This window comes from Arthrobacter sp. R3-55, assembly GCF_054161505.1.
Genome location: NZ_CP096423.1, coordinates 1,064,074 through 1,090,206, shown reverse-complemented (window position 1 = coordinate 1,090,206; position 26,133 = coordinate 1,064,074). Strand labels below are relative to the sequence as shown.

21 protein-coding genes are annotated in these 26,133 nt (G+C 61.2%); 8 read left to right on the top strand and 13 right to left on the bottom strand.

Annotated features, from left to right (window positions below; genetic code table 11):
- Window positions 1–4: 4 nt before the first annotated feature.
- Window positions 5–1,468, bottom strand: coding sequence for a protein adenylyltransferase SelO (locus M1D51_RS05160; RefSeq protein ID WP_458108790.1), 1,464 nt, complete (start codon window positions 1,466–1,468; stop codon window positions 5–7).
- Between the two features lie 121 nt (window positions 1,469–1,589).
- On the opposite strand from M1D51_RS05160, the gene M1D51_RS05155 reads away from it, so the two are divergent.
- From M1D51_RS05155 to nhaA, 3 genes are all read left to right on the top strand, one after another.
- A complete protein-coding gene (locus tag M1D51_RS05155) occupies window positions 1,590–2,762 on the top strand; it encodes a hypothetical protein (RefSeq protein WP_458108789.1) in 1,173 nt (390 codons plus the stop codon).
- 222 nt (window positions 2,763–2,984) lie between these two features.
- On the top strand, window positions 2,985–4,850 hold the full coding sequence (locus M1D51_RS05150) for a BCCT family transporter (protein ID WP_458108788.1): 1,866 nt from the start codon (window positions 2,985–2,987) through the stop codon (window positions 4,848–4,850).
- 85 nt (window positions 4,851–4,935) lie between these two features.
- Window positions 4,936–6,303 (top strand): Na+/H+ antiporter NhaA, encoded by a 1,368-nt coding sequence (gene nhaA, locus M1D51_RS05145; protein ID WP_458108787.1) that lies wholly within the window; start codon window positions 4,936–4,938, stop codon window positions 6,301–6,303.
- Window positions 6,304–6,328: 25 nt separating this feature from the next.
- Here nhaA and M1D51_RS05140 read toward each other — a convergent pair whose 3' ends face one another.
- The 4 genes from M1D51_RS05140 to M1D51_RS05125 form a co-directional block, all read right to left on the bottom strand.
- Window positions 6,329–6,658, bottom strand: a complete 330-nt coding sequence (locus tag M1D51_RS05140) for a hypothetical protein (RefSeq protein WP_458108786.1) — start codon at window positions 6,656–6,658, stop codon at window positions 6,329–6,331.
- The gene (locus M1D51_RS05135) at window positions 6,645–7,376 is read right to left on the bottom strand and encodes a GAF and ANTAR domain-containing protein (RefSeq protein ID WP_458108785.1); all 732 of its coding nucleotides are present in this window, start codon (window positions 7,374–7,376) and stop codon (window positions 6,645–6,647) included. The genes M1D51_RS05140 and M1D51_RS05135 overlap by 14 nt, the downstream gene beginning before the upstream one ends.
- 170 nt (window positions 7,377–7,546) lie before the next feature.
- The gene (locus tag M1D51_RS05130) at window positions 7,547–8,932 is read right to left on the bottom strand and encodes a M20/M25/M40 family metallo-hydrolase (RefSeq protein WP_458108784.1); all 1,386 of its coding nucleotides are present in this window, start codon (window positions 8,930–8,932) and stop codon (window positions 7,547–7,549) included.
- A 12-nt stretch (window positions 8,933–8,944) separates the two neighbouring features.
- Entirely contained in the window at window positions 8,945–10,153 is a 1,209-nt protein-coding gene (locus M1D51_RS05125; RefSeq protein ID WP_458108783.1) for a glutamate--cysteine ligase, read from the bottom strand.
- Window positions 10,154–10,416: 263 nt separating this feature from the next.
- Here M1D51_RS05125 and M1D51_RS05120 point away from each other — a divergent pair, with 263 nt between their 5' ends.
- Complete coding sequence (locus M1D51_RS05120) at window positions 10,417–11,958, top strand: outer membrane protein assembly factor BamB family protein (protein ID WP_458108782.1); 1,542 nt, start codon at window positions 10,417–10,419, stop codon at window positions 11,956–11,958.
- A 95-nt stretch (window positions 11,959–12,053) separates the two neighbouring features.
- Here M1D51_RS05120 and M1D51_RS05115 read toward each other — a convergent pair whose 3' ends face one another.
- From M1D51_RS05115 to paaA, 6 genes are read right to left on the bottom strand one after another with little or no spacing between them, the layout of a single operon-like run.
- Window positions 12,054–12,833, bottom strand: a complete 780-nt coding sequence (locus M1D51_RS05115) for an enoyl-CoA hydratase/isomerase family protein (protein WP_458108781.1) — start codon at window positions 12,831–12,833, stop codon at window positions 12,054–12,056.
- A 9-nt stretch (window positions 12,834–12,842) separates the two neighbouring features.
- Entirely contained in the window at window positions 12,843–14,048 is a 1,206-nt protein-coding gene (gene paaE / locus M1D51_RS05110; RefSeq protein WP_458108780.1) for a 1,2-phenylacetyl-CoA epoxidase subunit PaaE, read from the bottom strand.
- An 8-nt stretch (window positions 14,049–14,056) separates the two neighbouring features.
- Complete coding sequence (paaD, locus tag M1D51_RS05105) at window positions 14,057–14,626, bottom strand: 1,2-phenylacetyl-CoA epoxidase subunit PaaD (RefSeq protein ID WP_458108779.1); 570 nt, start codon at window positions 14,624–14,626, stop codon at window positions 14,057–14,059.
- A 5-nt stretch (window positions 14,627–14,631) separates the two neighbouring features.
- Entirely contained in the window at window positions 14,632–15,561 is a 930-nt protein-coding gene (gene paaC, locus M1D51_RS05100; protein WP_458108778.1) for a 1,2-phenylacetyl-CoA epoxidase subunit PaaC, read from the bottom strand.
- Entirely contained in the window at window positions 15,558–15,986 is a 429-nt protein-coding gene (paaB, locus tag M1D51_RS05095; RefSeq protein WP_458108777.1) for a 1,2-phenylacetyl-CoA epoxidase subunit PaaB, read from the bottom strand. Before paaB ends, paaC begins: the two co-directional genes overlap by 4 nt.
- Window positions 15,986–16,981 (bottom strand): 1,2-phenylacetyl-CoA epoxidase subunit PaaA, encoded by a 996-nt coding sequence (gene paaA / locus M1D51_RS05090; protein ID WP_172324144.1) that lies wholly within the window; start codon window positions 16,979–16,981, stop codon window positions 15,986–15,988. The genes paaB and paaA overlap by 1 nt, the downstream gene beginning before the upstream one ends.
- A gap of 125 nt (window positions 16,982–17,106) precedes the next feature.
- Here paaA and M1D51_RS05085 point away from each other — a divergent pair, with 125 nt between their 5' ends.
- The 3 genes from M1D51_RS05085 to M1D51_RS05075 all read left to right on the top strand — a co-directional run bounded on the left by M1D51_RS05085 (window position 17,107) and on the right by M1D51_RS05075 (window position 21,994).
- Window positions 17,107–18,771 carry an alkaline phosphatase D family protein gene (locus tag M1D51_RS05085; protein ID WP_458108776.1) on the top strand — a complete coding sequence of 555 codons (1,665 nt, stop codon included), beginning with the start codon at window positions 17,107–17,109 and terminating at the stop codon, window positions 18,769–18,771.
- A gap of 194 nt (window positions 18,772–18,965) precedes the next feature.
- On the top strand, window positions 18,966–20,042 hold the full coding sequence (locus M1D51_RS05080; protein ID WP_458108775.1) for an LCP family protein: 1,077 nt from the start codon (window positions 18,966–18,968) through the stop codon (window positions 20,040–20,042).
- 488 nt (window positions 20,043–20,530) lie between these two features.
- Complete coding sequence (locus tag M1D51_RS05075) at window positions 20,531–21,994, top strand: sugar transferase (RefSeq protein WP_458108774.1); 1,464 nt, start codon at window positions 20,531–20,533, stop codon at window positions 21,992–21,994.
- A 42-nt stretch (window positions 21,995–22,036) separates the two neighbouring features.
- Here M1D51_RS05075 and M1D51_RS05070 read toward each other — a convergent pair whose 3' ends face one another.
- Complete coding sequence (locus M1D51_RS05070; RefSeq protein ID WP_458108773.1) at window positions 22,037–23,461, bottom strand: O-antigen ligase family protein; 1,425 nt, start codon at window positions 23,459–23,461, stop codon at window positions 22,037–22,039.
- Between the two features lie 82 nt (window positions 23,462–23,543).
- The gene (locus M1D51_RS05065) at window positions 23,544–24,653 is read right to left on the bottom strand and encodes a hypothetical protein (protein WP_458108772.1); all 1,110 of its coding nucleotides are present in this window, start codon (window positions 24,651–24,653) and stop codon (window positions 23,544–23,546) included.
- A 538-nt stretch (window positions 24,654–25,191) separates the two neighbouring features.
- Between M1D51_RS05065 and M1D51_RS05060 the strand changes: the two genes are divergently transcribed.
- Window positions 25,192–26,133 carry a glycosyltransferase gene (locus tag M1D51_RS05060; RefSeq protein WP_458108771.1) on the top strand — a complete coding sequence of 314 codons (942 nt, stop codon included), beginning with the start codon at window positions 25,192–25,194 and terminating at the stop codon, window positions 26,131–26,133.

Sequence of the window (26,133 nt, the reverse complement as noted above, 5' to 3'; positions counted from 1 at the left end):
TTTCCTAAGTGCCGCAGAAGGTCCGGTAAGGGCCGAAGCTTTCCGGCGCAGGCTCGGCATACTTTTCCAGCCCGGGGCGTTCGCTATAAGGCTCGGACACGGCCGCCAGCAGCCGCTCCGTTGGGCCCATGTCCCCAACAGCGGCTGCAGCAAGGGCCTCCTCCACCAAATGATTCCGTGGAATATAGACCGGATTAACCCGGTCCATGGCTTCGGCATCCGGCGACAGTGCCCGCCACCGTTCCAACCAGGCATCGAACGCGGCCAGATCCAGGATCTGCCGGCGGGCCGGCTCGGCCTCCCCACGGGCCGCCTTGCCGAGGCTTCGGAAGAACGCGGTGTAGTCCGCCCGCGTCTCCTGAACCAACTGAAGGAGGTCATCCACCACAGGTGAGGCAACGTCGTCGTCGATGTCCTCCGGCAGACCAAGCTTGGCCTTCATGCCGTTGAACCATGTGGCACTGTACTCCTCGCGGAACCCCTTGAGCGCCTCGATGGCAAGGGCCACCGCCTGCTCCTCATCCTCATGGATCAGGGCTGCGATCGACTCAGCAAAACGGGCGAGGTTCCACTCGGCAACCACCGGCTGGTTACGGTAGGCGTAACGCCCCATCTCATCAATGGAGCTGTACACCGCCACGGGGTCGAAACCCTCCATGAAAGCGCACGGGCCGTAATCGATGGTCTCGCCGGACACTGTCATGTTGTCCGTGTTCATGACACCGTGCACGAACCCCACCAGCATCCACTGCGCCACCAGTTTCGCCTGCACCGAGATGACGGCTTTGAGGAGTGCAAGGTAGCGGTTGCTTTCAGCGCCCGACGACGGGTGGTGGCGTTCGATTGCATGGTCGGCAAGACGGCGAAGCAGGTCCAGGTCATTCGAAGCCCTGGCGTACTGGAAACTACCAACGCGCAGGTGACTGCTGGCCACCCGGGTCAGGACGGCCCCCGGCAGCAGAGTCTCCCGCTGAACCTGACGCCCGGTGGCAACCACCGCGAGCGATCTGGTGGTGGGAATGTTCAGGGCGTGCATCGACTCGCTCACGATGTACTCCCGCACCATGGGCCCCACCGCGGCCAGTCCATCACCGTTCCGGGCAAAGGGCGTGCGGCCCGAACCCTTGAGATGAATATCGCGGAGCTTCCCGTCAGAACCGGCAACCTCACCCAGCAGGAGGGCACGCCCGTCTCCCAGTCGTGGAGAGTAGAAGCCGAACTGGTGCCCCGAATATCCCTGGGCCACCGGCGTCGCTTCCTCCGGCAGGGCATTGCCGATCAGCAGCCGCACGCCTTCCGGACTTCGGAGGAAATCAGGATCAAAACCGAGCTCGACGGCGAGTGGCTGGTTGAGCACCAGAAGTTGCGGATCCGGCGCTTCCTCGGCCTGCCAAGGAATAGCCAGCTCCGGGAGCTCCCGGGCAAAATGCCCCTCGAAGGCGATGGTGGAACGCGCTACGTCACTCATCTCTTAAGGATATAGATGCAGTTCCCGGCCCGAAAGGACGGCCGGCGCGGTTAGCATGTAAACCACTGCCGTTTGGCGGGAGATCCATGGGGGGCGGTTTCCGCCAAAAAGTTAGGTAGATGTGGGTACATTTGCGCAGCCGCGCCGTTTTTCGGTATCAAACCGGTGGGCCATTGGGTGTGCAGCTGCATCGTTGCTCGCCTTCTTGGGCGCCAATGGCATCCTCTTCAGTAACGCCCTCCACCTTCCGTGGGCCGGCCCTACCCGCCTGATCCTGGGTGGATTCCTCGGCCCGCTCGCGGCGAGCCTATCCGCCGTCGTGCTTTTGCATCGGGCCGGCCGCCTGCCTGCCGGCGTCGCTCTTTTCACAGCGGTCAGTGCAGTCCCAGCATGGGCTCTGGCTGCGCTCGCGGCAGCAAGTTTGTCCGTGCGCTTTGACGAGGCCGATATGAACCGGGGCTTCAGCTGGTTTGGATCATCGATGCTGCTCTTCATGATTCTGGGTCTGATTGCAGGGACCGTGAGCCTGGCGGTTCCCTTTGGCGCCCTCCTGGCCGGCCGGCCTTCACTTGCTGTCCGCGCCTTACAGGCCGTGCTCGTAGCCGCACCCACGGCTCTTGCGCTCGGGGCGCTCATGCTGATGCCACCCATGGCGGGGACGTTGGGTGCCATCGCACTCCTTGTCCTGGCCCTCCAGAAGGGGCGGTCGGCACCGTCGGAGGCCGCCGTGCCCGCCCATCCCCGCCAAGTGCCTGCGCCGAACCGGATTACCGTGGCCGGCGCCGCGCTTGCACTGTTCCTGGTGGGGCTGGCCTGCGCCGTCTTTGCCGTCACAGGCAGCAATTGGGCACCCAATGTCACTGACTCCACTCACGCGATGAACCTCGGGTTGGCCTACGGCGCCTTCGCCGGTGTTCCTCTGCTGGTTCTTGCCGGGCTGGTGCTCGGCCGGCGTCTCGGGCCCACTACACCATGGGTGGTCCTCCTCGGATGCGCAGCCATGGCCGTCCAAGGATTCGCACAACTCCTGGGGGCGGGCCACCCGTCTCAGTGGCCTGCCACTGTGGTTGCAGCAGCACTTATGGGTTTCGCCATCGCACTCCCCTTGGGACGGCTGGTAACTTCCGGCGGCTTCGGCCGAATCGCCGTCGTCGTCCTGATGGGGCTTGCGGCCTCAACGGTGGGTTTGCCACTGGTGACGATGTCCGCCTTCCTCGCACCTCTTGGCTCTGCGGCCTTGCTTATCTGGTCATGGAAGACCGGCAATACACGGCAACCGCGGCTTGGTTCGTGAGGTGATGGGAAGGGTGAACTGATGCACCCTCTTAAAAGCCACTCCCGGATTGGCCGACGTCTCGATCGTGCATCAATGCCGTGTGACGCCGTGCCCGAAATTCGTGCTCTCGCTGAGGTTCCGTAAACTTGCAGGTTGCAACGAACCAACAACAGACGAAACTTACAAGAGACGACTTTTTAGAGCAGTCTGAGCGCTCCAGGCGCAAAAGGAGAAACTGTCATGTCCGCCGCATCAGGCCCCGGGACCATCAGCCAACCACCGGGGGACGTTTCCCCAGCCTCCGGGCAAGGGACGAACCCTCCGCCCGGAACGGGTGAGCAAAAAATAGCCAAGTGGGTCTTCTGGCCCGCAGCAACCATCATCATGGTTTTTGTTCTCTTCGCCACGATTTTCCCTGGCACCGCCACGGATTTGTTCAGTTCCATCCAGGGCAACGTCATCAAGTGGTTTGGCTGGTATTACGTTGCAGCCATAGCCCTCTTTGTAGTTTTCGCCCTTTGGATCGGGCTTAGCCGCTACGGTGACATCAAGCTGGGCAAGGACGACGACGACCCCGAGTTCTCTGTCATGTCCTGGTTCGCTCTGCTGTTTGCGGCCGGCATGGGAATCGGATTGGTCTTCTTCGGTGTGGCCGAACCCTTGAATCACTTTGCCTCACCGCGCCCGGGTGTGGAAGGTTCGCCCTTGGTGCTCGCCCAGCAGGCGATGACGCAAACGTACCTCCACTGGGGTCTGCACGCCTGGGCGATTTACGTTGTGGTGGGTGTATCAATCGCCTACGCCGTGCATCGCAAAAACCGCCCCATCTCCATCCGCTGGGCTTTGGAGCCGCTCCTGGGCCGGAAGCGGGTAGCCGGCAGCTGGGGAAACCTCATCGATATCTTTGCTTTGGTCGGTACGCTCTTCGGCGTAGCCACCTCCCTGGGCCTTGGCGTACTGCAGATCTCCGCCGGCCTCGAGCAGGCGAACATTCTGCAGGCCACCACCATGACCCAAATCGGCCTGATCCTCTGCATCATTACGTTGACCATTGTTTCGGTGGTGTCAGGTGTGGGCAAGGGCATGAAATGGCTGTCCAATACCAACCTGGTCCTTGCCGCCCTGTTGATGCTCGTTGTCCTGTTCACCGGACCCACGCTCTTCCTTTTGCGCGAGTTTGTGCAGTCAATCGGCCACTATCTCCAAAACGTTGTGGGCCTGACATTCAACACTCTGGCCTTCTCCGGCGCGGAAGGCGAAGCCTGGCAGGCTGCGTGGACAACCTTCTACTGGGGCTGGTGGATCTCATGGGCACCCTTCGTTGGGATCTTCATCGCCCGCATTTCAAAGGGACGCACAGTCCGGCAGTTCGTTGCCGGTGTGCTCCTGGTTCCCACGACGGTTGGGTTCCTTTGGTTCTCGGTTCTGGGCGGCGCAGCGATTTACCGCGAACTCTTCGGCGGTGGCGGCCTCATTGGCGCCGACGGCAGCGTGGATACCGAAGGTGCTCTCTTCGGCCTCCTGGGCGACCTTCCCGGCGGAACCCTCCTCACCATCGGCGCCATTCTTCTCATCGCCATCTTCTTCATCACCTCGGCAGACTCCGGCGCACTGGTGATGGGGATGATCTCCACCGGTGGCCATGCTGAGCCCAAGAACTGGTTGCGGATCTTCTGGGCCCTGGCAGCTGCTGCGGTAGCCATCGCTTTGCTTCTGGCCAACGGCCTCCAAGCGATTCAGACGGCGGCAATTCTGACGGCGGTGCCTTTCAGCGTGGTGATCATCTTGATGTGTATCTCCACTGCCAAGGCCTTCCATAGAGAACATGTTGCGTTGATGCGGGCCCAGCGCAAACTTGCCCGCGACCAAATGACCGCTCATGTCACCGAACACGTGCAGGATTCCATGGCGGACTCCGTCCAAGAGCATTACCAGGAACACGTGGCGGAGCAGATCCACGATTCCGTCCAAGAGCACTACCAGGAGCACTTTGCGGAGCAAGTCACCGAGGCAGTGGAAGCACAGCTCAGTGAACGATTGGCTTCGGAGGAAGAAACCGTCCAGGACACCACATCCTCCGTTTCTTCCCCGGGGAAACGGAAATAAGTAGAGATCGCTCCTCTTCTCCCAAAAAGGGGGTGCCCGCAGTTCGTTGCGGGCACCTCCCTTCCTGGTCAATGGAGAGTGTGTAATGACGCCCCCTGCGGAGGACACTTTTATGAACCACCCGTCCGGCCCTCCGCGTTCCTCCATCCTCGGTCGCGGAAGCTACGCCGAATCGCTCCGCATTGGAGCAATCCTCCGCAAAGAAACAGTGGGCGGCGCCCTGCTGGTTGCCGGCGCAGTAATAGCCCTTATCTGGGCCAACTCCCCTGCTGCGGACAGTTACTTTGCCTTGCGCGACCTCAAGATCGGCAACGAGCCCTGGCATCTGGAACTTAGCCTCGGCGCGTGGGCAGCCGACGGCCTCCTGGCCATTTTCTTCTTTCTCGTAGGACTGGAACTCAAACGTGAGTTCGTCGCCGGAGACCTTCGTCAGTTCAGCAAATCAATAGTCCCCATTGCAGCGGCAGCCGGCGGCGTCATTGTTCCTGCCGTCATCTATACGGTCATCAACGCCAGCAGCCCGGAAACTCTCCGCGGCTGGGCCATACCCACTGCCACGGACATTGCCTTTGCAGTGGCGGTGCTTGCGATTATCGGTTCACATCTGCCCAGCGGTCTGCGAATATTCCTGCTGACGTTGGCTGTTGTCGATGACCTGATCGCCATCAGCATCATCGCCATCTTCTACTCCACTGACATCCAACTCCCGCCGCTGCTCTTCGCCTTGATCCCGCTGGGCGCCTACACCTTCCTGGCCCAAAAGTACCGTCGGTTCTTCGGCACCAAGCCCGTGGCAGCCTGGCTTATCCTGCTTCCCCTGGGGGTAGCCGTGTGGGCACTCATTCATGCCTCCGGCATCCACGCCACGGTTGCCGGTGTGCTTCTGGGGTTCGCCGTTCCGGTGATTCGCTCACAAGCCAGCGGAGGACCAAGTGCCGGCCCCGGGCTCTCCGAAATCTTCGAGCACCGCTTCCGGCCAATATCCGCCGGGATCGCCGTCCCGGTTTTCGCCTTCTTCTCGGCCGGCGTCGCAGTGGGCGGCTGGGAGGGCCTCGGAACAGCGTTGTCCGGCTCTGTAGCCATCGGCATCATTGTTGCGCTCGTCCTGGGCAAACCGATCGGCATCCTCGGAACAACCTGGCTGCTCACCAAGATAACCAAGGCATCCTTGGACAGCTCCTTTAAATGGATAGATGTCCTGGGTGTGTCCATGCTGGCTGGAATCGGCTTCACCGTTTCATTGCTGGTAGCCGAACTCGGCTTCGGACAAGGGAGCATCCACGACGATCACGCCAAAGTGGGTATTCTGGCTGCTTCATTGCTGGCCGCCATTTTGGCTTCCATTGTCCTGAGCACACGCAACCGCCAGTACCGCATTGCCGAGGCCGAGGAGGCGGTGGATTCCGATGAAGACGGCATTCCGGACGTTTACCAGCAGGAGCACCGTCCCTGAGAAACCTCTATTGCAAGATGAACGATTACCTCTGTTGCCGCCCTTCCCCCCGCAGGAGCGAACGGCGCTGAGACACCTGTTCCGTGTAGGGCGCCCGGGGACGGGCCGGCAATTCGTCGATCAGCTCATTTGCCGCGTGCGCCAGCAGGTCCCTCTGCAGCGGCGGCAGCGAGTGAAGCGACTGAAGGTAGGCGTCCACTTCGTATTCGCCCACCATCCCGCCAATGGAAAAGTAGCGCAACCATAAATCCTCATGAGGAATTCCGGCGTTTGTCAGGGCTTTGCGCAGGCCCTTGAGCTGGAGTTGTTCTTGAAGAGACAGTCCCTCGCAATTGTTCCGCTCAGGTTCTGTCATAAGAGCCTTCCGTCCTCCCACCCCTGAGGATTTCGGCGCTGACGGAGGCCAAAGACTGCTGGGCCTCCTGGGACAGATTAAGCAGCTCCCTGACGGCATCTTCCTCGGTCATGCCGCGCTGACCCATGAGGTAACCCTGTGCGCGGCTAATGGCGTCCCGGCTGGTCAACGCCCCCACCAGGCCCTCGCTGAGGCGCCTCGGAGTTTCGGAAGTTTGTATGTTGTCCAGCAGGATAGCTGCGGACTCAGCGAGCTTCTTCAGGGAACGAGCCGTCGTTTGGCCATAGGCTCCAGGGGCTGCGGCGTAGAGCTTCATGGCGCCAAGGCATCTGGTTCCACGTACCAAGGGGACACTGATGACGGACGCGATGGACAGTTCCCGCGCTTCTTCAGCCCACTGCGGCCAACGGTCATCGGTCCCGGCGTCGTCAACGATCACTGTGCTTTCCGTCGCCCACGCGCTGAGGCACGGGCCCTCCCCCAGCCGATACTGGGACTGGTCCCCTTGAATGACCAGGGGATCCGTTGCCCCGGCACTGGTTCTATTGCCCTGCTCGTCTATCAGGGACACACCGGCTCCTGCGCTGCCGGGGAAGGCATCACGGATTCCTTCGGCCAGTAATTGAACAGCCCGGTCCACCTTCTCCTCTGTCAGGAGCAAGCCTTTGATCCGGGCAAGAGTCAGGGTCAGTTCGTCGAAGGGAAGTTGCTGGGACATAGGACAAAGACCTTTCGCGGGACCCAAGTTCCCGCACCATAGCTGAGGCCGCTTGCTGGACCTGATCGTCTCAACGATCCATTCTCAGAATAGTCACAGCGGGATTCGCTTCGTCAACGGGCATGCCGCCGGCGGACCGCCCGAACCATCCGTCCGGCCTTGGGCGGCACTCAGGAACTGACAAGTTCATCCCAGAGGAAAGCCAAGGTGGCGGCCCCGGCCCGCAGGATGTCAACGCAGACGCTTTCATCGCTGTCGTGCCAGTTGTCCTCAACCAGCCCTGTGCCGAAGAAGACCACCGGCACGTCCAACGCCGTGGACAACAACTCGGCGGGGCCTCCCCCTGCATTGCCCATACGTCCCACTTCGTCAACATCGAAACCCTTTGCCATGGCTATGGACAGGGCGTCGAGGACAGGGTTTTCGGGTGTCCGGTATGGTTCCTGTGCCGTTTCGGTGTCCACTGCCAACTGGTAGTCGTAGTGGTTGCTCTTCATGGTTTCAAACCAATGCCTGACTTGGAACGCAACCTCTGGCACGGTTTGGCCCGCGACAGTTCGGATGGTCAGGTCAACAGATGCCATGGACGGCACTGTCGCCCGCTTCACCCCTACCGGGTCTCCCGCCACCAGCGCTATGACTTCCAACGCCGGGCGCTCCCACAGCTGCTCCAGAACTGTGTAGCCGGCCTCTTCCCGGATACTGCGCGTGCGTGAACGGGCCAGCCAGTCTTCCGGGTCAAAGTCAAGGGCCGCCAACTCCTGCCTGCGTTTGGTCGGGATGACCTCCACGCAGTCGTAGAAGGCAGGAAAAGCGATGCGCCCCTTCTCGTCATGGAGGCCGGCAAGCATTCTGCTCATCTCGAGGGCGGGATTAGGTGCAGGTCCGGATACGGCCCCGCTATGAATGTCGGCCCGCGGCCCATAGACCTCCAAGTGCACGGAGACCAGGCCCCGAACGCTGGTACAGATGGCAGGGTGGCCGGCCTTCCACAGCAGGGTGTCAGAAAAAATCACCACGTCCGCTTTCAGGCGCTCACGGTGATTGCGGACCATGGCCGCCAGGCCGGGAGAGCCGGCCTCCTCCTCGCCTTCCACTATCAGCTTGAGGTTCACAGCCGGCGCCTTCCTGCCGGTGACCGCCAAGTGCGCCCGCAAACCCCAGAGGTGTGCCATCACCTGGCCCTTCGCATCGGAGGTACCCCTGCCGTAGAGCCGGCCATCGCGGAATACCGGGCTGAACGGGTCGGTCTGGTCCCAGTTTTCTTCCTTGACCGCCCGGACATCGTGGTGGCTGTAGATCAAGACCGTCGGGGCCCCGGGCGCCCCCATCCATTCCGCGAAGACCGCAGGTCCTTGGGATCCTTCCCATATTTCAGTGATGGGAAAGCCGATATCCCGAAGTTCTCCGGCCAACCAGTTGGCTGAACGCGTCAGGTGCTTCCTCCGCTCAGGGACGCCGGCTACCGACGGAATCCGGACCCATTCCGAAAGCCGGTCAAGGAAACCTGGCAGGTGCTCCTGTAGGTAAGCCCGAACATCATCCTCGTGCCGCATTCCCCGCTCTCCTTAGATCGATTCGGTAGCCTGCAGCCGCCGTCGGCTTCGGTCAGAGGGTGCCGGGGCACCTTGGGGTGCCGCGGCACCGTGGGTGCGTTCGACGGCGTCCCTCACCACTGCGGCCAAGTCACCTGTACGCATCATGACGTCCCGCTGACGCTGCGCACCCGTTCCGGGAGACAGCATCGTGGCCACCGTCGTCATCACCCGCTGCTCGTCTCCGCTACCGGCCAGAATCGGCCGGATGTGCTTCAGAAGAACCTGAATAGCTTCGGTTGCCGGGCACGGTGTATTCAGCAGAGGATGCAGCAGCATGCCTTCGACGCCGGATTCGCTCGCCTTCCACGCAGCCAGTCTTAACTGCTCCGCAGTGAGGCGTGGCGCCAGGACACCTGCCCGCCACTGCTGTGAAGCCTTTTCAACAAGCGCCCGCACAATTGTGGCGATGACGGCCGCATGTGAAGCCTCCATGCAAACATCGGCGATGCGTACCTCCACTGTGGGATGGTTCCGGGAAAGACGGGCATCGAAGTAGATCATGCCTTCGTCAATCAGCACCCCGGAAGCGAGCAACGATTGAACGTAACGCCGGTACTCACGCTCGGAACCGAACCTTTCGCAAGGTCCCGCCGTCGGCCACCGGCTCCAGGCTTGGTAGCGGAAGCTTGAATAGCCGCTATCGCTCCCCTGCCAGAAGGGCGAGTTCGTGCTCAGGGCCAACAGCAGAGGCAGCCAGACACGGATCCGATCCAGGACAGCCACACCCTCCTCACCGGAGGTGATCTGGACGTGCACATGGAAACCGCAGGTGAGCTGTTCACGGAGCGTCAGCCCGAACCGGCTGGCCATGGTGAGGTATCGGGGCTGTTGGACCAGCGTGGGCAGCCCGGCAACCGGACTTGTTGCCAGGGCCACTGCCCTTGCGCCCACCTTACGGGCGGCTTCGTCCGCCAAGGAACGTCCCGCGCGGATGCCGGTTTCCAACTCCTGCAACGTAGAACAGACGGGACCCACAACCTCGATCTGTTCCTGCTTGACTTCCAAGGCCAGCGCCGGTCCCGATTCCGGGACGCCCATGGCCTGCATCAAAACCTGTTCAGCGAGCGGCATCGCTTTGCCGGATATGGGGTCAACCAGCAGAAATTCTTCTTCGACCCCGAAAGTCCGGAGTCGGCCCTGACGTGCCGTGCGGTTTGTGCCTCTGAATGAAGTGTCCATTGCAGTTCCTGAAGGGTGGCGGCTCCGCTGGGTGCGTTGCCGTTGGGCGAACGACCCTTATGCACGAGTCATAGTCAGCTTTATATCAAAACTAAGCATACTGATCAATTGATCATAGCCTGCGCTTCCTGTGGCCGGAAGGCAAGCAAAAGCGCATCGGATGGGACGAGCTGTATTCTCTACTTGAGCCACATCTTGATGGCCTTTTTTGGTTTGGAACCACGCACTTAGGGTGCTGAACCATTGACGTTCCTGGGGGAACCATGATTCAGTCCCGATCCTCGCGGGCCCTTGCCGGCATCACGTCCATTGGATTACGGATCGCCGCCGTGGGCGCCGCGATGATGCTGTCGGCGTGCACCATGATTCCCCTACCGGTAGAACCCACAGCAACCACGCCTCCAGCCAGCGCGGCTCCGGCGGCGAGAAATACAGAAACCGCGACGGCGGCGTGGGAAGTTGAGCTGACTCCGATCGGCCAGCCTGTGGTTGCCGACGGCGTTGCCTTGGTTTACGCGTCGACGACCACCGGTGTGAATGCCCATGCTTTCTCAATCGCTGACGGCAAACAACTGTGGACGCAGCCCGTTCATCCGGGATATGAAGCTCCTTCAGTACCTTTGGAGCCTGTCGTCAGCAAGACAGCCTCGGGCCGGAGCGTCGCGATCTTCCTGCAGGCGGCTTCTGTTCCTGCCGGGCTCCACAGTGACGTGTCGTGGTGGACTGCGCCTGTTGCCTTTGACCTCCGCACCGGCAAGGAGCTGTACCGCGGACGGCCTGAGCTGGTCAGCACCCGTCCGTTTGCCTGCGACGGACTCCTCGACCTGTGCTTTATAGCCTTTGATGAGAACACCCAGTCAGTTGAACACTGGGTGGACATTGAAACCGGTGAGGAGTCCGGGGGTGCTGACATCAACCCGCTCACCGGGGTTTTCCAGCCTGTGGGCAAAGAGCTGTACTCGGTGGTGACGGACGGAGTTGAAAAGCTGGCCCACGTGGCATACGGCGAGGTCCTGTGGGAAGTGGAGATAGAGAAGGTCTTTGGCAAGGGTGCCTCCACCGATTTTGGCAGGCACTTCATCTACTCCGAAAAGCTGGACCTTTACATAGGATCGGTCGGCATCAATCCCACCGATTTCTCTCCGGATAAGTTCGCTGAACAAACCTTTTCAATGAACCTTCGCGACACCACCAAAACGGTGGGCTTCCGGGCTTCCAGTGGACGGGTTCTATGGACGGCGGACGGCACGCAGGTGCAGTGCGCCGAGACTATCGGAACCGTGGGCACCAAGTTGGAGGACGGCGATGCATTTCCCGTCCGCTGCGAATACACAGAGGGCTTCATTGAATTTCCCGCAGGAAAGTACCGGAGCGCTCAAACGAAACTGGTTGGCTACGACCCCCTTACGGGCGAAGTCGCCTGGGAAATCAAACCCGTGGAGTCGCGGACCTGGGACTCGTACGGGCTCCTGCCCTCGGTGGGCCGCGGAGATCAGCTCATTGCCGGCACGTTTTGGAGCGCAAACCTCCTGGATACCCGTACAGGTAAATATCGGGGCACCACGTTCGAAGACGTGTTTGTTTGCTTGAAGGCCACAACATACGTCATGCCTCCTGATGGCCCCTACACGGATAGTCCCGGCTCCGGCTCGTACACGGCGTTTCCCTGCACAAAGGGCGGGACGGCGGTGCCGGCACTGACGTACGGCGCACTCACGGACGTCAGCACTCCGGACCAGGACACTGCCGTGATCTCCTTGGAAGGAAAAGTGGCAGGCTACAAGCTCCTCAAGGACTTCGTCTAGGCCCTGGCCCCACGAAACACGCCCTTATCCGTCCCACTCAGCGCACTGCTGCGAGGGGAGCGAACAAGGGCGGGATCCGGCAGCGAAAGTGGGAGCTAGCCCTTGAAGACGGGTGCCCGCTTCTCCTGGAAGGCACGGAAACCCTCGGCGTAGTCATCGGTCTTGCAAAGACGTGCTTGCTCCGTGTTTTCCTCGGCCATGGAAGCCCACAAGCCAAGGCGCTGGTCCCGGATGTGGGCTACCAGTTCCTTGGAGGCATTGAACGCCTCGGTCGCCCCAAGGGCCACACGGGAAACGATCTCCCGGGTCACCGGCAACAAGGAATCCGCCGGCATCGCCCGGCTGAACATCCCCTGCTCCACAGCCTCCGCCCCGGAAATGAGGTCGGCGGTGTAGATCAGGTCAAGTGTGCGGTGCATGCCCAAGCGCTCAGTAAAGTACCAGTGCCCGCCCGAATCCAAAGTGGCCCCGAGCTTGGCAAAGGGTGAACCGAACTTGGCGTTGTCCGCCACGTACACAACGTCCGTGGCCAGCAACAACCCCAGCCCCACCCCCAGGCAAGCGCCGTGGGCAGCGGCAAACGTGGGTGCGGGGAATGCGGCCATCTTCTTCAGCAACGGTTCCACGAGTCCGCCAAGGTACGCCTGGGCATCATCGGTTTCCGGTGCCACTCCTGAGATGTCGCGGCCGGCGCAGAAGGCACGGCCCTCACCGCGAAGCAGCAGCGCCCGCACCTCACCGCGTGAGGCGGCGGCAGCGGCGTCGTCGTACGCTTTGTCCAGTTGGGCAAGCGCGTCCTCGTTGAGCGAGTTCAGCTTGTCCGGGTAATTGAGGACGATTTCGGCAATACCGTTGGCAATGGAGAGCTCGATCATGGGGACTCCTTAGACGTCGAAGTCGACGGTAACTTCTTCGCTGGTGGGGTGGGACTGGCAGGTCAGGACGTAGCCCTTGTCCAGCTCGTCCTGCTCAAGGGCGTAGTTCTCATCCATGGTCACCGTACCGGTGATCAGCTTGGCGCGGCAGGTGCCGCAAACACCACCTGCGCACGCGAAGGGAACGTCCGGGCGGACGCGCAACGCGGCGTTGAGGATGGATTCGCGGGCGTGGGTGGGACTGGCGACGTCGCCGGTCAGCCCGTCAAGGGTGAAGGTGATCTTGTACGTATCCTGCGACTCGTCCTCCACCACGGGGCGGCCGGCATTGCCTTCGGGGCGGTCCGGGCGGCCGGTAGTGAACAGTTCAAAACGCACGTGCTCGGGCTCAACGCCGCGGGCAGCGAGCGTGTCTCGGCACAACTGGACCAACTCGAACGGTCCGCACAGGAACCATTCGTCCACATCCTCGGAACGGATGGCACTGCTGAGCAACGCCTGCAGCTTCTCCGAATCAATGCGCCCGGTCATCAGCGGTGCGATGCGCTGCTCACGGGACAGCACGTGGTGAAGCGCCAGGCGCGACGGGTACTTGTCCTTCAAGTCCGCCAGCTCTTCAAGGAACATGACGTCCATGGCAGCTTTGTTGGCGTACACCAGGTCAAAGGTGGTCTCCGGATTGGCCGCCAGCAGAGTGCGGGCGATGGCGATGACCGGCGTGATGCCCGAGCCCGCAGCAATCGCCACGAAGTTGCCCGGCTCCCCCGCCAATTCCTCCGGGTGGTTCATGGAGTTCATGACGTTGTGCTGAACGGCGGCGCCGTCCTTGCCGTGCCGTGAAATGAAAGCACCCTGCGGGCTCATGACGTCCAGGACGTCGCCAGCCTTGAGTTCGGCGTTTGCCCAGGTGGAGAACAAGCCGCCCAGGTCCTTCTTGATGGCCACGCGGATCTCGCTGCTGCCGTCCTCGAAGCTGCGCGGCTCTGCGCAAATCGAGTAGCTGCGGCGAACTTCGTGCGGCTCGCCCTGCTCATCCGGCAGCGTGGTGCGAAGGGCCACGTACTGGCCGGGCAAGTAGTCATACTGTCCGGCAAGCTCGGCCGGAACCCCGAACGTGACCTCGATGGCATCGTCCGTCAGGCGCCGGACTTCCGAGACGGTCAGGTTGTGGAAAGACGCACGACGGCGGCTGGCCGTCTGGGTTTCGGTGGTCATGGAATTCCTTAGAGGACTTTGAAGTAGTCGAACGGTTCCTTGCAGTCCTGGCAGACGAACAACGCCTTGCAGGACGTGGAACCAAAGCGGGTGAGTTCCTTGGTGTTCAACGACGAACACTGCGGGCATTTCACTGCCAGGCTCAAACGGACAGGACCGGAGTGCCCACCGGCGGCAGCCATGCCACTGGGCGGGGCAATCCCGTACTCTTCCAGCTTGGCTTTGCCGGACTCGGTCATCCAGTCAGTGGTCCACGCCGGGGAGAGCACCAGGTTGATGTGCACGCTCGCGTAACCCTCCTTTTCGAAGGCTGTCCGCAAGTCGTCTCCGATGGCGTCCATCGCCGGGCAGCCCGAGTAGGTGGGCGTGATGGTGACCTCGACGGCGGCAGGTGCGGCGCCGTCGTCGTGCCGGCCTGATGTTGGGCTCGAGTCTGGTGAGTCGACAACCCGCACGCCGCGGAGGATCCCCAGGTCCTCAATGGTGAGGACGGGGATCTCCGGATCGCAGACCGTGGACGCGATGTCCCAGGCCCGCTGCTCGGCGGTCTTTTGCTGCGTGCGCGTCTGCGTTGCCATGCTGGTCACCAGCTCGCGCCGGGGTGCTCGCGGGCCAGGACCTGCATTTCAGCAAGGATGTAGCCCAGGAACTCGGAATGCTTGCCATGGCGACCGCCGCCGAGTGACTGCGGGACACCAGGGATGTCCAGCTCGGCCTCGGCCATGATGTCGCCGATGAGGCGATCGAATTCCGCGCGGAGGCTGGAGGGCTGGACAGTAATACCGGCCTCAGCCAGACGCGTGGTGAGTTCATCGTCCTCGAACAGTTCATCCACGTACGGCCACACCAGCTTGAAGCCTTGGATGATGCGTGCGCGGGACTCGTCCGTGCCGCCGGCCAGTCGCAGTACCCACTGGGCGCTGTGATCGCGGTGGTAATCCACTTCCTTGACAGCCTTGGCGGAGATGGCTGCCAGGGTGGCGTCCGAGGACCCGGTCAGTGCTGTGTAGAGCTGGTACTGGTAGTAGCTCACGATGAACTGGCGGGCAATGGTGACTGCGAAGTCGCCGTTGGGCTGTTCAAACAAGTGTGCGGACCGGAACTCATGCTCGCGCCGGAAGTAGGCGAGGTCGTCCTCGGACTTGCCCCATGCTGCCCCGGCATAGGTGAGGAATGAGCGCGCATGGCCCAGCTGGTCCAACGCGATATTGCCCAGTGCAATGTCCTCTTCAAGCTCGGGAGCACGGGAAATCCAGTGGCCCAAACGCTGGGCCAGGATCAGGCCGTCGTCGCCGATCCGCAAGGCAAACTCTGCAACATCTTCGGTGGGCTTGACCTGTCCGCGGCTGATTTCCAGGGCGATGTCCTCCGGACGCAGCGCGTTGCCCGGGGTGATGCGGGTGGCGCTGGCGGAGCCGTCACCGGATGCACCGGCGCCGTGGACGCCCACGGAGATATCGCCGTGGCCTTCGATGGCGAAGTCAGAGTCTTTGGCAGTTTCTTGAGTGCTCACAGGTGCTTCACGCCTTCGCTCTTGGTGTAGTACGTCGCGTGGCGGTAGTCCTTGCCCTGCGGCGACTCAAAGAAAGAGCCCTTGGAGTCGGGATCGCTGGAGGAAATCGCCTCGGCCGGGACAACCCAGATGGAGACGCCTTCGTTGCGGCGCGTGTACAGATCGCGGGCGTTCCGGAGGGCCATGGCGGCATCCGGTGCGTGCAAGGAACCTGCGTGGACGTGGGACAGGCCGCGGCTGGAGCGGACGAAGACTTCCCACAGGGACCACGGAGACTCTTCGTGGGCGCCACGCGGGGTGACGTCAGGGGCTGAGGCGGGTGTCGTCGTCGTGCGTTCAGCGTTGGAGGCCGCAACCTTGGGTGCCTCGCGGTTGATTTCGCTGGCGGCGCTGGCCGGTGCTTCCGGGTTACCGTGGGGAGCCATTATGCTGCGTTCTCTTTCTGTGCTTGCTTGCGAGCGTAGGCCACAGCGGCTTCGCGAACCCAGGCACCATTCTCATGTGCCTCACGGCGGCGCTCCACGCGCTGCGAGTTACAGGGGCCGCGGCCTGCCAGGACTTCCTTGAACTCGTTCCAGTCCAAGGGCCCGTGCTCCCACTTCTTGGTTTCTTCGTTGAAACGGATGTCCTCATCAGGCAAGGTCAGGCCGAGGACCCGGACCTGCTCCACCATCATGCCGACGAACCGGCTGCGCAGCTCGTCATTGGAAAAGCGCTTGATGTTCCAGGCCATGGACTGCTTGGAATTGGGCGAATCGTCATCCGGCGGACCGAACATCATCAGCGACGGCGCGTACCAGCGGTTCACTGCGTCCTGGGCCATCTGCTTCTGCGCAGGCGTGCCGTTGGCCAGTTCCAGCAGGATCTCGAAACCCTGGCGCTGGTGGAAAGACTCTTCCTTGCAGATGCGCACCATTGCGCGACCATAAGGACCATACGAGGCACGGCACAGGGGCACCTGGTTGCAAATGGCGGCGCCATCAACAAGCCAGCCGATGGCTCCCATGTCAGCCCAGGAAATGGTGGGGTAGTTAAAGATGGAAGAGTACCGGGCCTTGCCGGCAATGAGGTCTTCCATCATCTGGTCCCGGGACTGGCCGAGGGTCTCGGCGGCCGAGTACAGGTACAGGCCGTGCCCGGCCTCGTCCTGGACCTTGGCCATGAGGATGGACTTGCGCTTCAGGCTCGGTGCCCTGGTGATCCAGTTGGCTTCCGGCTGCATGCCGATGATTTCCGAGTGTGCGTGCTGCGAGATCTGGCGCAGCAGAGTCTTGCGGTAAGCCGCCGGCATCCAGTCGCGCGGTTCGATGCGCGAGTCCTCCGAAATGATGCGATCAAAATACGCCTGTCCGGCTGCCTCCCGCTCCTGCTCTTCCGGGGACAGCTCAGCGGGCACTGACTGCAGATTCTGCGATGCCATGGTTGCTCCTAATAAATTACCGACCGTTCGTTCAGAATATGCGGAGCGGACGTTTTCAGTCAAGGTCCGGGTTCCTTTACCTCCCCCTCACTTTCCGTTCACAGGCCCTGACAAGAGTGGACGGCATGACTGACCTCACTCGCCGCACCCTCGTCAAAACGTCCCTCGCGGGCCTGGCACTGACCAGCCTGGCCACCAGCGCGGCACCTGCATTCGCCACACCATCCGCTGTACCACTGGTCCGAAAACGGCTGACGCTCCCCACCGGGATCGCAACCGGAGACGTCACCACCGACTCCGCCGTCCTCTGGTCCCGCGCCTCAGGCCCCGGCCGCCTCACCGCACTGCTGCAGGCGGTTGACGACTCCGGCGAGATTCTTCGCGGCCGCTACGGTTTCAGCCGCACCATCCGCGGGCCACTGGCCACCGAGGCCAGCGACTTCACCGCCAAAATCCACGCCACGGGGCTCCCCGCCGGCACCCGCTTCGCACTGGAGCTGAACTTCGAGGACGAGAACGGGGCCGGCGAATCAGTCCGCGGTACGTTCAGCACAGCGCCCGGTTCAGCCAAGGGGAAGCACGACGGCGGCGCTGACGACGCGCGCGGGGGCGGCAGGTCGTCGTCGTACGCGCAGTCCTTCGTCTGGACCGGCGATACCGCCGGCCAAGGCTGGGGCATCAACGAGGACCTTGGCGGGATGCGCGGCTACAAAGCCATGCACGCCACCCGCCCTGACTTCTTCATCCACTCCGGCGACACCATCTATGCCGATGGCCCCATCGCCGCCACTGTCACCGAAAAGGACGGCCAGGTGTGGCGGAACATCGTCACCGAAGAAGTCACCAAAGTAGCCGAAACCCTCAAGGAATACCGGGGCAGGCACCGCTACAACTCCCTCGACGCCAACATGCGCGCCATGTTCGCCGACGTTCCCGTGATCGCCCAATGGGATGACCACGAGACCACCAACAACTGGTACCCCGGCGAAATCCTGGACGACCCCCGCTACACCGAGCGCAACGTCAACGTCTTGGCCGCCCGTGGCCGGCAGGCCTGGCAGGAAAACATGCCGATCGCCGACGCCGCGGCGCTCTGGCGCCCGGGAACGTTCGACGCCGGACAGTACCAGCCTGCGCGCATCTACAGGAAGATTTCACGCGGCCCGCGGTTGGACATCTTCTGCCTGGACATGCGGACGTTCAAATCACCCAACACCGACGGCAAGGAACCCTACGCCACCAATATCCTTGGCCAGGAGCAAGTGGACTGGCTGATCAAGGAAGTCCGCAAATCCAAGGCGACCTGGAAAGTGATCGCGGCAGACCTGCCACTCGGCATCATCGTCCCCGACGGCTCAGTGAACCAGGAAAGCCTGGCCAATCGCGATCCCGGCGCCCCCTTGGGCCGGGAACTGGAAATCGCTGGCGTGCTTTCGGCGTTCAAGAAGTTTGGCGTGAAGAACACGGTGTGGCTGACGGCAGACGTCCATTACTGCGCCGCCCACCACTACTCCCCGGAGCGGGCCTCCTTCACGGACTTCGATCCCTTCTGGGAGTTCGTGGCCGGGCCGATCAACGCGGGCTCCTTTGGGCCGAGCGACATGGACAAGACCTTTGGGCCGGAAGTTCTGTTCGCCAAGGCCGGGCGCTTCCCCGGGGAGTCACCGCGCGATGGTGAAAACCAGTACTTCGGGCATGTGGATCTTGCCGACGACGGCGTCTTTACCGTGAGTCTTCGTAACGCCAACGGTGCGGTGTTGTACTCGAAGGCGCTTACCCCGGAGCGGTAAGACGGAAGATTCTTCTGTGACGAAGCCCCGGCCGATAAGTACCTGGCCGGGGCTTCAATCGCATTATGCTCAATCAATAGTGCTATTGGATGGGCAACCGGGAACGCATTTCATCCTGCCAAACTCTCCAGCTCAAACCGATGATTTTCGGGCTTGATAGAATCAACACTCCTGATGCCGATACCGAGGAACCCATGACGCTGCCAACAGACACCGAAAATTCCTCCGGGGCGACCCCTTCCGAGCATCGGAAAAGTGGCAAGAAAACTGCACGGAACGTCCTCATTGGTTTCGCGGCTGCGGTACTGGTCATCGGCCTGGTTGCCGGCGCCTATGTATTCAATCTGGCGCAAACCTTCAACTCCGGCACTACCAAGATCGACGCAGCATTCCCCGAGGAATCGACCAGGCCACAAAAGCCCGAACCCACTAACGGCACAGCTGCAATGAATATTCTGGTGATGGGCAGCGATACCCGCGGGTCCTCCGAGGTGGACGTCGAAACCGGCGCTTCCGCCGATCAGCGTGCTGACACCTTGATGCTGGTCCACATCCCTGCTGACAGGAAGAATGTCTACGCCGTGTCCCTCATGCGTGACTTGTGGGTTGATATTCCCGGGAAGGGCGAGGCCAAAATCAACGCCGCACTTGCCTACGGCGGCGTCCCGCTGATGGTGCAGACGGTTGAGTCCCTGTTCCAGCAACGCATCGACCACGTGGCCATGGTGGACTTCGAAGGCTTCAAGGGCCTGACGGACGCGCTTGGCGGGGTGGAGATCGACGTCAAGATCCCCTTCTCGCCTAATTCCGGCCCCATGAAGGGCCATGTCTATGCGGCCGGCACACAGACTTTCAACGGCGACGAAGCACTTGCCTTCGTCCGCGAACGCAAGTCCTTCAGCGACGGCGACTACCAGCGGGTGCGCAACCAGCAGGCCTACCTCAAGGCGATCATCGGCAAGACCATCGCCCGGGAGACCCTGACCAACCCGGTCACCATCAACAACATGGTCTCCTCGGTGTCACCGTTCATCAGCGTGGACAAGAGCCTGGACGCCGCTGCGATCGGAAGCCTTGCCTTGAGCATGCGGGACATTCGAGCCTCCGACACCGTGATGTTCGCCCTCCCCACCTTGGGAACGGGCACCTCCAACGACGGTCAGTCCATTGTTGTGGCGGACACCAACGCGATCTCAGAGATCGCTGCCGCCTTGTCGAAGGACCAGTTAGGCCAGTACGTGACGGCTCACGGGCTGGAAAAGGGCAACTGAGCCCTCCAAGGTGTCAGGTGGTCGTCGACGTTACGCTGGGGGCATCGTCGCCCGCCGGCCAAGTGTGCGCGCAAATTACTAAATTATGCGCAGAATGAATCTTCAGCCCTCCGCCATTTAGGCAAAAGCGTCCCCAACTGCACGGTAATCAACTAATCAGCAGGCTTAGAATGCGCGATTAGTATCACATTGTGCGCATTATGGATCTTGAAAGCTGCCTTTCAATTTGCATTTCAAGGGCATCAGCCATAACCCCTCCACCTGAATTTGTGATGCATCTAAAGTCCCTTTACGATTGCCCTTGAAACGTCAAGTCACACCATCTGGTGCGGCCGGGCGTCTTTGGATTCATTCGCTCCGATGGGGCGATGGGGGCATAGCTATGGGGGCTGAATCGTGATTGAAACCTTTGTGTTGTGGTACCGGAAATCACGGTCAACCACCAAGCAGCCTGGCACTGCCACCCAGCAATTCACGGGCTGACCCCCATGACAACTTTTGTATCTGCCTCACGCGACGTCGCTCTCGCAGCAGGCTCTACGTGGCTGCGCTCCCAGAGCATCAAGATGAGGTTTCTTGATCTTGCCTGCGTGGTCATCGCCGTCGGTGGCGCCCACCTGCTGCGGTTCGGCACAGCGGACGTCACTGTTGCCGGCGGAGACACGGAGCTGTCCTACTCAACGCTCTCCATCGTCCTCATTCTCACGTGGACAGCCGCACTCGAGTTCGGCGGAACGAGGGATCGCAAAGTCCTCGGCACCGGAACCGACGAATACAAACGCGTTGCCGTTTCATCGCTGTGGCTTTTCGGCTGCTTGGCCGTGGTCTCCTACGTCTTCCAACTGCAGACGGCACGAGGATACGTCTCCGTGGCCCTGCCCTTGGGCGTCATCCTGCTCCTTGCGGTCCGTTTCGCCCAACGACGCAACCTGCACCGAAGCCGGCTCGAGGGACGGAATCTACACAAGGTGCTCCTGATCGGTGCGCCCAATAACGTCAACCACTTGTCGGACAAGCTGAATCAACACATCGTGTCCGGATACCAACCAGTGGCCGCCCTGCTCACGGATTCAGTATCAACCGCTCCAACCAACCTGCCCGTTCTTGGCTCCTCCCCCAGCGTGGACATGGTCCTCGACTCCATTGGGGAATCCGGAGCAGACACCGTGGCGGTCTGCGGTGGAGCACACTTGGAGCCGGCCTTCCTGCGTCAACTGGGATGGGCGCTCTCTGCCCGCGATATTGGCATGATCGTAGCTCCAGCGCTCACGGACATTTCCGGTCCCAGAATCCACATGCAGCCGGTTGCCGGACTTCCCCTGATCCATGTCACGACGCCCAAACTCAGTGGGATGAAAGCCTTCGCCAAGCGGGCCCTGGACGTATGCCTTTCGTCCATGTTGTTGCTGCTGCTGGCGGTGCCCATGCTGGTCATAGCCATCCTGGTCAAACTGGACAGCCCCGGTCCGGCCTTCTTCTTCCAGGAACGGATCGGCAAAGGCGGCCAGTCCTTCAAGATGATCAAGTTCCGCTCCATGCGCAACAATGCGGAGACGTTACTGGAGGCGTTCCAAGCCCAGAGCCAGGACAGCGTCATCTTCTTCAAGATGAAGGACGATCCGCGAGTCACCCGTTTGGGTGCATGGATCCGGCGTTACTCCATCGATGAACTGCCCCAAATCATCAACGTACTCAACGGCACCATGAGCCTTGTTGGCCCACGTCCCCAGGTAGCCCGCGAAGTGGAGATGTATGACTTTGCTTCCGTCAGGCGCCTCCTGGTCAAGCCCGGCATGACCGGGTTGTGGCAGGTGAGCGGCAGGAACGATCTCTCCTTGGAAGAATCAATCCGTCTTGACCTGTACTACGTGGAGAACTGGTCCTTGGCCCAGGACATCATCATCCTCTTCCGGACTGCCAAGGCTGTGGTTGGCAAGGACGGGGCTTATTGAACCTGCGGATGAAGCCCTGGTTCAATGCCTGCGGGCCCGGGTTCAGTTGGGTGCCGCAGGGGCCGTTGCCCTGGCATTCCCGGCGTCCGGTGTTTCTGTCAACGCTTTGTTGGGTTCACCGTCTTCGGCTGCAAGAAGGGCGAAGAAGGTCCAGATCGGCAGGAACGTCCATGATGACTGAGTGGAAACCCCGAGTGCTGTGAAAACAGCCAGCATCCCCAGTAATGACGCATTCCGGAAATTGCGCCACAGAAGGACCACAATCAGGAGTCCAAAAGCGATAAGCGCCACGTAACCAAGCTCGGCTGCCACGTGCGCATATGCGTTCTCGGCAATGGGACGTGTCTGGTCCGTGGAGTAAATCCAAGGCAACTGACGACCGCTGACGTATTGATCGAAGTAGGCGCCATAGCGACCGGGGCCAACGCCAAAAATTGGATTATCAGAACTCATGTCAAAGGAAATCTGGGATTTGACTCCCCGCAGATTCAAGGACGTTGTGGCGTACTGGTAGTCCGGAGCGAACTGGGTAAATCCAATCTTTGCCAGTTGCCTGCCCAGGATGGTCCTCAGGCTGTCCGAAAAGAGCAGTGCCAGAATCGCAACAAGTGCCGTTGCGATCAAGGGAACCACCACCTTGGAAAACTTAAGGATGACCATCAGGGCAATTCCCGCAGCAAGGCCGGCATAGGCCGTAGTCGATTGCGAATACAGAATTGACAGTGCCGCTACCACCGCAGCCAGGTAGCTTCTGTTGTAAAGGGCCACCAGAATTGCGGCACCGGCAAAGAAGCCCAGGTGCTGTCCCTCCAGGAAGGGGCCTGACCGAAGGGTCTCCACGGTCTCATCCACACCCAGTGTCCGGAAGCCAAGGAAGCCAATCAGTTGCGTGTTCCCCGACAGGGCAGAGGCCCACTGCATCAGGACTGCCACCCCACAGAGCCAGATCGACGCCACAACCGCCCGCACCGTTTTACGTCGATCCACTCTCCGAAGGACCGACCAATAACACAGCGCCAAGAGGGCGTATCCGCTGTACAGAAGCAGGTCGGTTTCATACCCCCTGTCATATCCAACAGATCTGAGGCCGCCACTGCCCGGGGTGAGATTGACCAACGCGGAGAAGACAGTGGCAATGGCGAGAACGGCCACAGCCACACTGGCAAGATCCCGCTTTCTCCGGGTGGTTTTCCGGCCAAGCACATAACCGGCGACGCCAAGGACACCGAGAACTTCACTGATCTTGAGCGGGAAACCCACCGGAACAGTCAGCGCATACTGAAACGGCATGAAGACAACACTGAGCAGCATAAGGCGCTGGAACCACGGTCCCGACGTCAGCAAGCCCTTGAGGGAATCAGCTTTTGCCAGTGACAACACCGGAGGCTCGTCCAGTGATGCATCCTTGCCGTGTGCCAGGACGGTGCGGCTCGATGCACCCGCACCTTGGTTGATCTGCTTCCCCATACAAACGCCCCTGAATCTCCTCGGCCCACTGCCGATCATCTGCACTTCATTCCAGCAATACTCGTTCGTCGAACGCCCGCTCCTACCAGCGGAAAAGCTTCGCAATCCTGCGGAACCTGGCACCTATGAGACTTGGTGAGGAACGGCCCGCGCGGTCGTCGGAAGCTGCCAGGACCTCGGCTTGGGGCCACACTGCCCTCCGGATGAACAGCAGGCGTTCCCGGGCTGGAAGCGACCTGAAGATCATCCAGTAGGCCCGCCACCATCCTCTGCTCTCCCGCCATTTCCAGTTCAAGGGGATTTCATGGTCTATCCGCAGATGGGCGCCCGGAAAGGCAAGTCGAAGGGCAGGCTCCAGGACGGCAGAAGCCTTCACGCTGGCGGCAAACTGGAGCACTGCCTCTCCGCCGAGCCTCAGCTTTTCAGCGTGCTCCTCAGCTCCAACCGCCGTTTTCCCATGCCTCGCCTCCGGTCGAAGATCATGAAGGGCGAAGATGACAGAGTGTGCCGGGAGATCGGGCGTCATCATCGGAACCCCCGCAACCAGGACGGCTTGGGAGCTTTCCTTCACCCTGGCAAAAACGGCTGAGTCGTCATCCGCGCATCCTGGGATGTGCCGGTGCACGTCCACTTCACAGCCCCAGGAACCGGGTTCAAGTGCCACCGAATGGTTGAAGGAAAGACCGGACCATTGATCCGTCCTGCTGTTCCATCCCCATGCCTCAAGCGCGGCACACAATATCTCAAGACGTGTGGGATCAGCCCATACGTCCACATCGCCGGAGTGCTCCCGCTCCCGCAGTCCTTGGCGGTGAAGCATAGGGCCCTTGATGGATACGGCCTCAACTCCGTGGTCCCGCGCGACGCTGGCTACCAGTGCATAGACCATTTCGTGGATGGGCGAGGACATCCACGGAACCCTGAGCTCGAAGATTCGTGATGGATGCGAAGGATCATCGGAAGCGATCCCGGCTTCCGCAAACTCGCGGACCAAGTCCCGCTCAACATCATCGAGCGCTGTATCCGGCACCGGATCACCCATGAGCTTCCGCCAAAGGGCTGCCGGCATGCCGGCCAAGCCCATAGGCTCCGACGGCGTGGTTGCCAAGAGCATCAGTTCAACGTCTGTCTGATTTTCGTGCCAGCCACGGAGGTCCAGTGCGCCATAGGCAACAGCTACCCAGCTCGTCATTCGCCGTCCTCCCCTGGGACCCGTGTGAACGGCGTGGAACAGCTCGGTATTCACGCGCGCATCTGCAATTTTCAGTCCTGATAAATCTACCGCAATTCAAACCGGCAGATTAGTCAGGTCGCTTACAGTAAACAATCTGCACAAAGCCGATTACGCCCCGGGATCGGTTATCCTTGATTTTGGCCGTACACCAGACAGGCTCCGTTGCGACTACCTCCTCCTATCCAAATTCAGGTGAGGAACTACCACGGGCCGGGAGTCTACATCTGATGCGCCGATGAATGGGGGAGCTGGACAATGATGGACTTTTGGCATGGGCTTATTACCAGTCCCTCAATGAACAAATGGACCTTGGGTTCACCGAAGCAGGTGCCGTTTGCTAAACCGTGATTCCGGCCGGATTCTTCACGTGGTGGACCGTGTGGAAGGCGGGGTGCCAAAGGCTGTTCGAAGCTACATTGAAAACAGCCCAAAAGAGTTCACCCACTTGGTTTTGTCACCCTTTCACGAGGGGCAGCCAGCCCTTGTGTGGCAGGGCTTGGCAGTTGAGCACCACGATTTGGGGACAGGGCTCTTTAAACGCATTTCCACGGTAGGTACCGCCGTCAAACTGCTGAAGCCCCACGTGGTCCACGCCCACTCCAGCTTCTCCGGCCTCTACACCCGAGTCAGGCGCCTCCCTGCACCGGTGGTCTACGAACCCCACTGTTTCAAGCACGACGACCCCCACACTTCCCCAGCCAAGCGGGCAATCTATCGAAATGCCGAGAGGTTCCTTGCCCGGAGGACCTGGAAATTCGGAACACTGTCTGCCCACGAAGAGAAGCTGGTCCGCGCCCTCAGCCCGGCAGCCACGTGCGTTGCCATCCCAAACCTGCCCACCGTCGCTCCCCGGTTAGCAGAGTCCCGCCCGGTTGACTCCAGCCCGGTTGAATCCAGCCCGGCAAAGCCCCATCCGCGTACCAGCCAGGCGATACCAGTGGTCTCGATGGCGGGAAGAATCGCCCGGCAAAAAGACCCGGCGTTCTTCAGGGATGTTGCTGTTGCCTTGCGGGGCATGGTTCCCTCCGTGCGCTTCCAATGGATCGGGGACGGGGATCCGGAGTTACGGAGGACCCTTGAAGAGGCCGGGATAGAGGTGACGGGCTGGCTCGACAATCCGGGAGTGGCTGAGTCCCTGGCGTCCAGCACTGTCTACGTCCATACCGCCGCCTATGAGGGCTTCCCCCTGAGTGTTCTCGATGCCGCCGCCCAGGGCGTTCCCATTGCAGCGCGCAGGATCAACGCTTTGGACGGTTCGGGCCTCATGCAAGCGGAGGACGCGGACGGCGTGGCCGGGCTGGTGGCCGCCATCCTGGACCACCCCGAAACAAAAGAGCTGGCGCTGGCGGCAAACCGCAGCTTGCTGGCCCGCATGAATCGTTCAACCCTGCACACTGCGCTTCGTGACCTCTATGACCTGAAAGGGCCTGATCGTTGA

What these genes read in the sequence shown, in the direction of transcription:
- paaA (WP_172324144.1), bottom strand. Translation starts at nt 16,981, where the DNA reads ATGGCATCGCAGAATCTGCAGTCAGTGCCCGCTGAGCTGTCCCCGGAA.
- M1D51_RS05140 (WP_458108786.1), bottom strand. Translation starts at nt 6,658, where the DNA reads ATGACAGAACCTGAGCGGAACAATTGCGAGGGACTGTCTCTTCAAGAA.
- M1D51_RS05160 (WP_458108790.1), bottom strand. Translation starts at nt 1,468, where the DNA reads ATGAGTGACGTAGCGCGTTCCACCATCGCCTTCGAGGGGCATTTTGCC.
- M1D51_RS05085 (WP_458108776.1), top strand. Translation starts at nt 17,107, where the DNA reads ATGACTGACCTCACTCGCCGCACCCTCGTCAAAACGTCCCTCGCGGGC.
- M1D51_RS05065 (WP_458108772.1), bottom strand. Translation starts at nt 24,653, where the DNA reads ATGACGAGCTGGGTAGCTGTTGCCTATGGCGCACTGGACCTCCGTGGC.
- paaE (WP_458108780.1), bottom strand. Translation starts at nt 14,048, where the DNA reads ATGACCACCGAAACCCAGACGGCCAGCCGCCGTCGTGCGTCTTTCCAC.
- paaB (WP_458108777.1), bottom strand. Translation starts at nt 15,986, where the DNA reads ATGGCTCCCCACGGTAACCCGGAAGCACCGGCCAGCGCCGCCAGCGAA.
- M1D51_RS05150 (WP_458108788.1), top strand. Translation starts at nt 2,985, where the DNA reads ATGTCCGCCGCATCAGGCCCCGGGACCATCAGCCAACCACCGGGGGAC.
- nhaA (WP_458108787.1), top strand. Translation starts at nt 4,936, where the DNA reads ATGACGCCCCCTGCGGAGGACACTTTTATGAACCACCCGTCCGGCCCT.
- M1D51_RS05125 (WP_458108783.1), bottom strand. Translation starts at nt 10,153, where the DNA reads ATGGACACTTCATTCAGAGGCACAAACCGCACGGCACGTCAGGGCCGA.
- M1D51_RS05080 (WP_458108775.1), top strand. Translation starts at nt 18,966, where the DNA reads ATGACGCTGCCAACAGACACCGAAAATTCCTCCGGGGCGACCCCTTCC.
- M1D51_RS05135 (WP_458108785.1), bottom strand. Translation starts at nt 7,376, where the DNA reads ATGTCCCAGCAACTTCCCTTCGACGAACTGACCCTGACTCTTGCCCGG.
- M1D51_RS05075 (WP_458108774.1), top strand. Translation starts at nt 20,531, where the DNA reads ATGACAACTTTTGTATCTGCCTCACGCGACGTCGCTCTCGCAGCAGGC.
- M1D51_RS05115 (WP_458108781.1), bottom strand. Translation starts at nt 12,833, where the DNA reads ATGATCGAGCTCTCCATTGCCAACGGTATTGCCGAAATCGTCCTCAAT.
- M1D51_RS05120 (WP_458108782.1), top strand. Translation starts at nt 10,417, where the DNA reads ATGATTCAGTCCCGATCCTCGCGGGCCCTTGCCGGCATCACGTCCATT.
- M1D51_RS05130 (WP_458108784.1), bottom strand. Translation starts at nt 8,932, where the DNA reads ATGCGGCACGAGGATGATGTTCGGGCTTACCTACAGGAGCACCTGCCA.
- paaD (WP_458108779.1), bottom strand. Translation starts at nt 14,626, where the DNA reads ATGGCAACGCAGACGCGCACGCAGCAAAAGACCGCCGAGCAGCGGGCC.
- M1D51_RS05070 (WP_458108773.1), bottom strand. Translation starts at nt 23,461, where the DNA reads ATGGGGAAGCAGATCAACCAAGGTGCGGGTGCATCGAGCCGCACCGTC.